The 11,245-nt window shown below is 36.2% G+C and carries 6 protein-coding genes, 2 pseudogenes and 1 other annotated feature; of the genes and pseudogenes, 5 read left to right on the forward strand and 3 right to left on the reverse strand.

What is annotated here, in order from left to right:
- The 5 genes from B4J23_RS00930 to codA form a co-directional block, all read left to right on the forward strand.
- Positions 1-869: AAA family ATPase (locus B4J23_RS00930; protein WP_291358366.1), on the forward strand; the 869-nt coding region annotated here is incomplete at its 5' end.
- A 23-nt stretch (positions 870-892) separates the two neighbouring features.
- Complete coding sequence (locus B4J23_RS00935) at positions 893-4,018, forward strand: type I restriction endonuclease subunit R (protein WP_291358368.1); 3,126 nt, start codon at positions 893-895, stop codon at positions 4,016-4,018.
- 592 nt (positions 4,019-4,610) lie between these two features.
- Positions 4,611-5,885, forward strand: coding sequence for a cytosine permease (codB, locus tag B4J23_RS00940; RefSeq protein WP_291358370.1), 1,275 nt, complete (start codon positions 4,611-4,613; stop codon positions 5,883-5,885).
- Between the two features lie 4 nt (positions 5,886-5,889).
- Positions 5,890-7,101 carry a PucR family transcriptional regulator gene (locus B4J23_RS00945; protein ID WP_291358372.1) on the forward strand — a complete coding sequence of 404 codons (1,212 nt, stop codon included), beginning with the start codon at positions 5,890-5,892 and terminating at the stop codon, positions 7,099-7,101.
- Between the two features lie 20 nt (positions 7,102-7,121).
- The gene (codA, locus tag B4J23_RS00950) at positions 7,122-8,387 is read left to right on the forward strand and encodes a cytosine deaminase (RefSeq protein ID WP_291358374.1); all 1,266 of its coding nucleotides are present in this window, start codon (positions 7,122-7,124) and stop codon (positions 8,385-8,387) included.
- A 115-nt stretch (positions 8,388-8,502) separates the two neighbouring features.
- Here the strand turns inward: codA and B4J23_RS00955 are convergent, their stop codons facing one another.
- From B4J23_RS00955 to B4J23_RS00965, 3 genes and pseudogenes are all read right to left on the reverse strand, one after another.
- Complete coding sequence (locus B4J23_RS00955; protein WP_291358377.1) at positions 8,503-9,234, reverse strand: Fic family protein; 732 nt, start codon at positions 9,232-9,234, stop codon at positions 8,503-8,505.
- A 373-nt stretch (positions 9,235-9,607) separates the two neighbouring features.
- Positions 9,608-9,952 (reverse strand): annotated as a pseudogene (locus tag B4J23_RS00960) (site-specific integrase); the annotation flags it as partial.
- A gap of 36 nt (positions 9,953-9,988) precedes the next feature.
- Positions 9,989-11,233 (reverse strand): annotated as a pseudogene (locus B4J23_RS00965) (IS3 family transposase).
- Positions 10,846-10,963 (reverse strand) — a sequence feature (AL1L pseudoknot). Its footprint overlaps the pseudogene before it by 118 nt.
- Positions 11,234-11,245: the final 12 nt, after the last annotated feature.

Below are 11,245 nucleotides of genomic sequence, written 5' to 3' on the forward strand. Positions count from 1 at the left end.
ATCGAAATATCGTAACCAATTTTCAACGTTATGCGCATAATAAGCTTACGCCTAGATTCAATGAAGAATATAAAGTTAGAGATAAAGATAATAAAGAAATTATTATAAAAGCTTTTTCTGAAGTTACTTTTACTCTAGAGCGTGGTGATGATGAAAACAAAGAACCGCTTAAAATATCTAAAGGAGAAGAAAGTAATTTTATTTGGAGTGTGTTTTATACACTGTTAGATCAAGTGGTCTCGATACTAAATGTCCCTGAACCAGCAGATCGAGAAACGAATCAATTTGATAAATTAGAATATGTTTTTATTGATGACCCAGTGAGTTCATTGGATGAAAATCATTTGATTCAATTAGCGATTGATTTAGCTAGATTAATAAAATCGAGTAATTCAGATCTTAAATTCGTGATTACTACACATAACCCATTATTTTATAATGTAATGTATAACGAGTTTAGTCGTGCAAACAAATATATATTGCGAAAATCTGAAAGTGATATGACAACCTATCAATTAATTAAACAGGATTATGATTCACCTTTTTCATATCACCTTTACTTGAAAAATGAACTACTAGAGGCTGCAAACTCTGGTGATATACATAAATATCACTTCAATTTTCTACGTAATGTTCTAGAAAAAACTTCTACATTTTTAGGTTATAACGAATGGGGGGAATTATTACCAATGGTTGAAGGTGGTGATTCTGTGAGTAGTGCGAACCCTTATGCGCGAATTATCAATTTGTATAACCATGATAAGCATTCGGCTGATGAAATTAAAGAAGTACATGATGATCATAAACGAGTATTCAAGTTTTTGGTTGGTGAGTTAGATAAAATTTATAAGGGAAATAGACAGTATTAAAATACTGAATTTAAGGGGTGAACATGAGTAATTATTCAACAGTTGCTGAATCTAACCATTTTATTGTTCTTGATAAATATATTAAAGACTCTCAAGCAATACATAGCTATCAAACAGAAGCTGACTTAGAACGTGAACTCATTCAAGATTTGACTAATCAGGGCTATGATTTTTTATCTAATATAAAAAACGCTAAAGCTATGTTGAATAATGTACGAGAGCAATTACAGTTACTCAATAATGTGCAATTTTTAGAGAGTGAATGGTCACGTTTTGTTGAAACATATTTGGATAAATCAAGCGATAGTATCGTAGATAAAACTAGAAAAATTCATGATGACTATATTCATGATTTTGTTTTTGATGATGGTCGTATTCAAAACATCTATTTACTTGATAAAAAAAACATTGCTCGTAATAAAGTTCAAGTCATTAAACAGTTTGAACAAAAAGGTAATCATGCCAACCGTTATGATGTCACCATTTTGGTTAATGGTTTGCCATTGGTACAAGTTGAATTGAAAAAGCGTGGCATGGCGATCCGTGAAGCATTTAATCAAGTACATCGTTACAGTAAAGAAAGTTTCAATAGTGAAAACTCACTGTATAAATACTTACAACTATTTGTTATTTCCAATGGTACAGATACTCGCTATTTTGCCAATACCACAGCACGTAATAAGAACAGTTTTGATTTTACGATGAATTGGGCTAAATCAGATAACAGCCTCATTAAAGACCTAAAAGACTTTACTGCAACGTTTTTCCAAAAAAATACCTTACTCAATGTGTTGTTGAATTACTCCGTATTTGATGTAAGCGATACTTTACTGGTCATGCGTCCTTATCAAATTGCTGCAACAGAACGTATTTTATGGAAAGTTAAAAGCTCATTTGAAGCTAAGGGTTGGAGTCAAGCCTCAAGCGGTGGATTTATTTGGCATACCACTGGTTCAGGTAAAACCTTAACGAGTTTTAAAGCGGCTCGTTTAGCAACAGAACTTGATTTTATTGATAAGGTTTTTTTTGTGGTCGATCGTAAAGACCTTGATTATCAAACTATGAAGGAGTACCAACGTTTTTCTCCTGATAGTGTAAACGGGTCTGAAAGTACGGCTGGATTAAAGCGAAACTTGGATAAAGATGATAATAAAATTATCGTAACAACCATCCAAAAGCTAAATATCTTGATGAAAACTGAAAATGATTTGCCGATATACAATAAGCAAGTCATGTTTATATTTGATGAATGTCATCGTAGTCAGTTTGGTGAAGCACAGAAAAATTTAAAGAAAAAATTTAAAAAATTTTACCAATTTGGTTTTACTGGCACTCCGATTTTTCCAGAAAATACATTAGGTAATGAAACCACTGCTAGTGTATTTGGTACATACGACAAGGACAAGAATAGGGGAGCTTTGCATGCTTATGTCATCACTGATGCAATTCGTGATGAAAAAGTCCTCAAATTTAAAGTGGATTATAATGATGTACGTCCACAATTTAAAAATATAGAAAAAGAACAAGATGTCAAAAAACTAAGTGCTTATGAAAATAAACAAGCTTTATTGCATCCAGATCGCATACGTGAAATTAGTCACTACATCCTGACTAATTTCCGTCAGAAAACGCATCGTTTACAAATAGCCAGTAAAGGCTTTAATGCCATGTTTGCAGTGAGTAGCGTAGATGCTGCTAAGTTGTATTATGAATGCTTAAAAGAGTTACAAAAAAATAGTGATAAGCCTTTAAAGATAGCGACAATTTTTTCATTTTCAGCCAATGAAGAACAGGGTGCCGTGGGTGATATTCAAGATGAAAGTTTTGATGTATCAGCTATGAATAGTAGTGCTAAAGAGTTTTTAAGTTCAGCAATTGCAGATTATAACTCAATATTTAAAACGAACTTTAGTGTTGAAACTAAGAGCTTCCAAAATTATTATCGTGATTTAGCAAAACAAGTCAAAGCTCGAGAAATTGATTTGCTGATTGTCGTTGGTATGTTCTTAACAGGTTTTGATGCACCAACTTTAAACACTTTATTTGTTGATAAAAATTTACGTTATCATGGTCTTATACAAGCATACTCACGAACTAACCGTATTTTTGATGCGACTAAAACATTTGGCAATATTGTAACTTTCCGTGATTTAGAACAGCCAACGATTGATGCTATACGATTATTTGGTGATCCAAATACGCAGAATATTGTTTTAGAGAAAAGCTATGAAGAATATATGGAAGGCTTCACCGATGTATTAACTGGAGAAGCAAGAAGAGGCTTTATAGAAGTAGTCAAAGAGTTGGAACAACGTTTCCCTAACCCCGATGAAATTTTTAAAGAGTCAGATAAAAAGGCGTTCGCTAAATTATTTGGTGAATACTTGCGAGTAGAAAACGTACTGCAAAACTATGATGAATATGCGAGTCTAAAAGAGTTACAAACTGTTGATTTGAATGATGCTAGTGCCGTCGAAGAATTTAAAAATAAGCATTATTTAAGTGATGACGAGTTAGCACAGCTCACAGCGATTGATATGCCAGCTGAACGCAAAATCCAGGACTATCGCTCTAGTTATAATGATATACGTGATTGGTTGCGTAGGGAGAGATTAGCGGAGCAAAAAGAAGAGTCTACGATTGACTGGAACGATGTGGTTTTTGAAGTTGATCTATTAAAATCACAAGAAATCAATTTAGACTATATTTTAGAACTTATCTTTGAAAGCAATAAAAAGATCAGGGATAAAGTTGCTTTGGTTGATGATATGCGACGTGTGATTCGTTCAAGCTTGGAGAGTCGATCTAAAGAAGGTTTGATCGTCGATTTTATTAATCATACTGATTTAGATAAGATTGAAGATAAAGCTAGTGTTATGGATTCTTTTTATACTTTCGCTCAAACAGAACAGCAGCGTGAGGTTCAGGAACTGATTCAGGATGAAGACTTGAATGAGGATGCCACTAAACGTTATATCATGGCTTCCTTGAAGAGAGAATTTGCAAGTGAAAACGGCACTGAACTTAATGCAATTTTGCCTAAAATGAGTCCATTAAACCCACAATATTTAACTAAGAAACAAAATGTTTTCCAGAAAATTTCGATTTTAGTTGAGAAGTTTAAAGGTATTGGTGGTAATTTGAAATAAAAATCAGATCTCTTAGCTAACTACCTGTGGCAGGACAGGTAGTTAGCATTGGTGGGTTAAATTGGGTAAAGCTAGAAGTTTAATATAGGAATATTAGACTATTACATGTTGGGTTAAACTGCCACCACCTCTTCTTCAAACCATTTAGAAACTATGTATTAATAAATAAGCAAAATTTTTGCTATGAAAATGGGGAGAGATTTTCACATCTTTGTGCAAAAAATCCATTTACTGCCAAGAAAAAAGCGTTTATGAAAGAGAAAAATGGTATCTGACATACCAGAGCATCGAAATGATTAAGATGGAACAAAATAGAAAAAACCGAAATTTTACATTTGTAATAGTCTCCTTATCTGTCCGTTAATATCGTTATGTTCTGTAATATTTACAGTTTCTAAAACGCACAAAATAAAATCACTGAATGTTATTAAAGCACATTAATTTACCCATTTACTCTGTATGAAAAGTAAAAATATGTTCAAATTGCCCATATTTAACAATTTAACTTACATAAATTTAAGCATTAAAAAAGCGGCATAGCTCTTGCAATACAGCACTCAAGAATTTTACTTGAATAGTAGGAGTGTTGAATATGAGCGTGCATGCAGAGTCGCCTTTGAAAGAAACACCACTTTCACAACGAAAAGGCTTTTTCCCAATAGCCTTAGTGTTATTTAGTTTTACCTTTTTCACAGGAACTATGTTCGCTGGTGGAAAAATTGGGGTGGCTTTTGAGTTCACTGATATTTTGTGGATTGTAGCCATAGGCAACTTGCTATTAGGAGCTTATGCCGCGACCTTGGGATTTATTTCTGCACGTAGTGGCTTAAATACAGTTCTAATGGGACGTTTCTGCTTTGGTAACTGGGGCAGTAAATTATCAGACTTTATTTTAGGTTTTGCTGAATTAGGCTGGTTTGCTTGGGGAACAGCAACTCTGGCGATTTCACTTGGAAAAATATTAGGATTTTCTGATAGTTTACTCATTCCTTTGATGGTGCTATTTGGACTTGGTTTTTCCATTACAGCAATTGTTGGCTTTAAAGGACTTGAATATCTATCCCGTGTATCAATTCCTTTAATGTTCATTTTACTCGTCACTTCTATTGTTCTGGCGACCAAAGAAATTGGCGGATGGACTGGTTTAACCAGTGTTCAACCGACAGAAACACTGACATTTGCAACAGCCATTACTATGGTATTTGGTACTTTTGCCAGTGGTGCAACACAAATTACCAATTGGACGCGTATGTCTAAGAGCGGAAAAATTGCGATTTGGGCATGTCTAGTTAGCTTTGTAATTGGTAATGGGCTAATGGTTCTGGCGGGTGCTTGGATGGCAATCGTTTATCAACAATCTGATATTGTAGAAGTTTTAGTATTACAAGGATTGTCTGTTGCCGCAGTGGTGATGCTTTGCCTGAATTTATGGACGATCCAAGGTCCAGCAATCTATAGCGTTTCAACTGCTGCTTGCCACATGGTAAGAAGTGAACGCCGTAAAACCATGGTGCTTGTGGCGGCTGTTGCGGGAATCATTTTAGCTGCTGCTGGTATGTATGAGTTATTGATTCCGTTTCTCTTACTTCTTGGTGCTATTATTCCTCCACTTGGTGGCGTGATCATGGCAGATTACTGGATTCGTCATAAAGGAAAATATCCATTATTAGCTGAAGCAAATATTCCTAATTTTAACTGGATTGGTTTAATAGCCTATTTCACAGGTGCAATTGTTGCCTATGTTTCACCATGGATTGCACCGATTGTGGGTATTGTGGTGGCATGTTCCATTTATAGCGTATTGAATTATTTATTCCCATTACGTCAGGAATCATCTGTCTTAAATATAGTAGATGCAGTGGAGTAATGTGATGAATATGACTGTTCAAGATATCCTGAATCTACCTTCACTTTATCCACTAAAATTATGTGGTGGAATAGAAAATATTCATCGGCCTGTCCGCTGGTTCTATGTAGCAGAAAATGAAGGAATCGCTGAATGGATTGAGGGGGGAGAGATTGTATTTGTTACGGGAATCAACCATACCCGTGATGAAAATAATCTCTTAGGGTTACTTGAACAGGCATATCAACGAAATGTAGCTGCACTTGTCATTATGACAGGTCAGCAATATATCCATGAAATTCCACCTAAAATTATTTCACGTGCAGATGAGCTAGGTTTACCGTTAATTGAGCAACCTTACAGTTTGAAGATGGTCGAAGTTACGCATGCGATTGGTACGCAGCTAGTTCAGTTTTCCCAGGTCAAAAAATCGAGTGAAGATGTAGTTTCTCAATTACTGACAGGGGACTTTCCATCGGTAGAGACAATTCAACTTCGTGCCAAACAGTTAAAAATTAACTTACTTGGACGTCATGTGATTACAGTACTTCGCTTACACAATATTCATGCTTTATTTCATACCGATACTGATGCTGTGCATGAAAATCATTTTTTCAGAATTAAACAACAGTGTTATGAAGCCTTGGAAAAATGGTCCAAACAGTGGAAGCAGAAAATTCCAGTCATCCGTCAGGGGGATCAGTTTAGTTTGGTACTCAACCTTGATGATTATGATATCGATATGTGGAAAAAAGCACTCATCGAAGTGATCGATCAAATGAGTCAATTTGATAATGACCTTAAGATCTTTGCAGGGGTATCAAATGAAGTGAATTCAGCAGTGGCATTTCAAAGAGGTTTTTGGGAAGCATCCCAAGCTCAGGAAATAGCTTTTGAAATGCAGATGAAAAATAGTATTTGCCAATATCGTGATTTGGGCGTGCTAAAACTTTTAAAAGCGATTCCGAACAAAAGTGTATTGCAGCAATTCATGCATGAAACGTTGGGTATGCTCATTAGTGATAAGAAGTACCCATTTGTACTACTTGAAACCTTAGATGCCTGGCTTAAAGAAAATGGCAATTTAAATGATACAGCCAGACGACTTGGCATCCATAGAAATACGTTAAACCAACGGATTCAAAAAATTGAATCACTGACAAATCATGTCTTAACTGAGGCAAATTTCCGTCTAAATGCTTCAATGGCATTACTGATCTGGCACATGAGTCATTAATTATTTTAAAAGGAACTAACATGAAAATTATCAATGCGGTTTTACGTCAACAAGACGGGCTATTTAGTATTACTTACAACAATGGCATTTTTGAAGCCATTGAAAAACAGGCTAGTGTCATTCAAACAGTTGATGTAGATACTATCGATGCACAACAACAATTGATCATGGCTCCTTTGGTTGATCCACACATTCATTTAGATGCTGTACTCACTGCGGGTGAGCCTGAGTGGAATATGTCTGGTACACTCTTTGAAGGGATTGAACGTTGGGGGCAACGTAAAGCAACGATCACTTTTGAAGACACTAAATTACGTGCTTTAAAAACGCTAGATATGCTTATTGAACATGGTATTCAACATGTACGTACACATGTTGATGTCACTGATCCCAGCTTAACTGCAATGCGAGCTATGCTTGAAGTTAGAGAAGAAATTAAAGACAAAGTAAATTTGCAGATTGTGGCATTTCCACAAGAAGGTATTGAGTCATTTAAAAATGGTCGTGCTTTAATGGAGGAAGCCGTAAAGCTTGGAGCTGATGTGGTTGGTGGCATTCCACATTTTGAATATACCCGTGAAAAAGGTGTAAGTTCAGTTCATTTCTTGATGGATTTAGCTGAAAAATATAACTGTCTTGTTGATGTACACTGTGATGAGATTGATGATCCAGCATCTCGGTTTTTGGAAGTTCTGGCAGACGAAGCACGTGTACGAGGTATGGGGGAGCGTGTAACAGCTAGCCATACTACCGCGATGGGATCTTATGACAATGCTTATTGTTATAAGTTATTTCGCTTACTAAAACGTTCTAAAATTAATTTTATTTCGTGCCCTACAGAAAGTATTCATTTGCAAGGAAGATTTGATAGCTATCCAAAGCGTCGAGGTTTGACACGTGTACCTGAAATTGACCGTGCAGGCATGAATATTTGTTTTGCTCAGGATTCAATTCGTGATCCTTGGTATCCGGTAGGAAATGGTAATATTATTCGTATTCTTGATGCTGGCTTGCATATCTGTCATATGCTGGGTTATGAAGACTTACAGCGTTGCTTAGACTTTGTTTCATATAATTCGGCCAAGACTTTATGTCTAGGTGATCAATACGGGATTGAGGTCGGACGTCCAGCAAGCTTCATTATTATGCCGGCTAAAAATGATTATGAGGTTGTTGCGAATCAAACAAAAGCTATTTTAAGTGTGCGTAATGGTAAAATTATTATGCAAAGATATCAGGAGCAAGTGAACTTAACCAAAGTTGAGAATCTAACTACACCAGCATAATTAAATAAAAAAACCGATGTTTATACATCGGTTTTTTCAATGTTATAGAGCTAATTTACTAAAGTTTTAAAAGCTAAGGGCTTTGTTGCACAAAGCTTTGAAAGACAGAGTTTGCCTAAATTCCTAAAACAACCTGATACGGTTTAAATCCTTCGACCACTGCTTTGGAAATCAACTGAATAAAAGCTTCAGTTTTTCCATAAGCCATCCATTGATCCAATGCTTCATAGTAAGCTAAACGATTCTCTACAGTAATCACACAAGGTGGATAACCAGCTTTAAGCAATTCGAGGTTCATCAATAGGCGTGATGTACGGCCATTGCCATCAATGAATGGATGGATACCTACAAAATCAGCATGTACTTTAGCTGCACGTTCAATGGGGTGAAGCTTATGTGCCTCTGAATTGTACCAATCAACTAGCTGAGCCATCTTGTCATTTAATAATGTGTAATCAGGTGGGGTAGACGTGGCACCAGAGATTAGAACATTTTGTTGGCGATAACGGCCAGCATTATCATCATCAATGTTTTTTAAAATGAGTTGATGGATATTGCGAATTTGCCATTCCGAAAATGGTTCTTCTTTTCTAATAATATCTTCAACGTAATAAATAGCATTTCTATGGTTAATTGCCTCGAAGTGTTCTCTTAATGCTTTCCCACCGACAGTTATGCCTTCTAACACGACTTTCGTTTCTAAAAGAGTAAGGGTATTTCCTTCAATAGCATTCGAGTGGTAAGTCCATCGTAAAATAAGATCTTCTTGTAAATTTTTTACTATTGCTGGGGATAGGGGGCGATGCTGATCTAATTTATTTTTTAAATCATCAATAATTTCAAACATTACCTTGTCCCTAAATGTGTTTAAAAGAATAATACATCAAAAAAGAATATCAAATAAACGATATGTTATAACATAATATTTTTATTGGATTGTAACGGTGCTACAATCGGTACACTATTTCAAATCCTGAATTGGGATTTGAACAAAACTACTTCGTGATTCAATACAATAAATCTGATTTGGGTCAAAATTGGGTCAATGAATTTTTTTATTCAATAAAAGATCTTTAGAATTAGTTGGTTAGGATCTGAGTTCAATTGACGCCATCTCCACCAAAATTCTTGTTATAAATCAGCCACTTATATTAAGTGGCTTTTTTATTGCCACACATTTGCCACATTTTTCATTGCAAGAGCTTTTGATTTCGACGTATTTAGGCTGTACGAGTTACGCTAAGTTTGGCAATTTCTTGCTTATTTTTATCCCCATGCAACCATTTTGTATAGCGTTTGATCAGCATTTGTAGACTATGTCCAAGTTGATCGGCTACAAACATTGGATTGACGCCATCCATCAGCAACATCGTCGCATAAGTATGCCTTGCATTGTATGCAGGGCGGTGACGTATAGAACACGCTTTCATCGCTTCTACAAGACGCTCTCTAGGTGGTTTTTCATTAAAGAAGGGTTCCTTAGTCTTAGGACATAGCATCACATAGTCTGTTTGGTAGCCTTGATCCTTTTTAAATTGAAGCAAAGCTTTCAAAGCCAGAGTTGAACCGTACCGGGTTTGTCGGAGACTTTTTTATTTAAGTTAGGCCACCTGACCTAACGGGTTAATCTTATCATAGTACATTGCTTCAAAATCAAAAGGTGATACATAACCTAGTGTACTGTGTACACGCTTTTTGTTGAACCAATCTAGCCAGTTTAGTGTCGCAAGTTGTACATCCGCTAAACCGTGCCAGTCTGCTTTTAAATATTCAATCACCCCTGTTTTGTATAAGCCATTCACCGTTTCAGCCAAAGCATTATCGTATGAATCACCAGTCGTACCGACTGATGCTCTTATATTTGCTGCTTCTAAACGATTGGTATAACGAATGGAAAGATATTGCACACCTCTGTCGGAATGATGAATACACATTCTTTAGCATGCCTCGATCGTGCAATGCTTGCTCAAGTGCATCAAGCACCATATCTGTATTCATCCGTGTAGATACTTTCCATCCAACAATTGCTCGTGAGAACACATCAATAATAAAGGCGGTATAAACCCAGCCTGAGTGAGTTTGAATATACGTAAAGTCACTTACCTGAGAAGCACTGCTTCGCAAGGGTCAGGATGATCAGCATTAAAATTACGTTTCACTAAATCATCTGCTCTTTTTTGATCATCTCGGCTACGGGTGGTTTGTTTATTCTTACCACGCTAAACACCTTGTGGACCTAGCTTCTGCATCAAGCGAACCATTGTACAGCGCGCAATAATATAGCCTTCACGTTTCAGTTTTTGCCAAACTTTACGTACACCATAACGAACTGAACTTTCTTTCCAAATTCGTTTGATTTGTTCAGCATGATGCTCATCATGTAGATCTCGTTTCGCTCGATGTTCCCTTGCAAAGCGATGCTTTTCATCAACGAGATCTAGGGTTCGATAATAGGTAGAGGCTACGATCGGTAAAATCTTACAAATCGCCTCAACGCCAGATAGGTCTTTATTGTTATGGATGAAATCCACCATTATTTGTGTGGGCGGTCGAGCTCCGCCTGGGCGAAAAAAGCGGCTGCTTTACGTAGAATTTCGTTAGCACGTTGCAGTTCTTTATTTTTACGTTCGAGTTGTTTACTACGTTCTTGATCTGAAAGCTGCTGTACCTTAACTGGATTTTGTTTATCCAGATATTTTTGATGCCAAATACGTAATGTTTCAGGCGTACAACCAATCTTAATGCAATATCTATGATTGCAGCCAAGTAGAAAGATAATCTTTTTCAGATTCAATCAGGGTCTGTTGACACTTACTGTTCATAATTAACCCTATAACGGTAGCCATAAAAATATACAG

This window comes from Acinetobacter sp. UBA3025 (genome assembly GCF_002367915.1).
Classification (GTDB): domain Bacteria; phylum Pseudomonadota; class Gammaproteobacteria; order Pseudomonadales; family Moraxellaceae; genus Acinetobacter.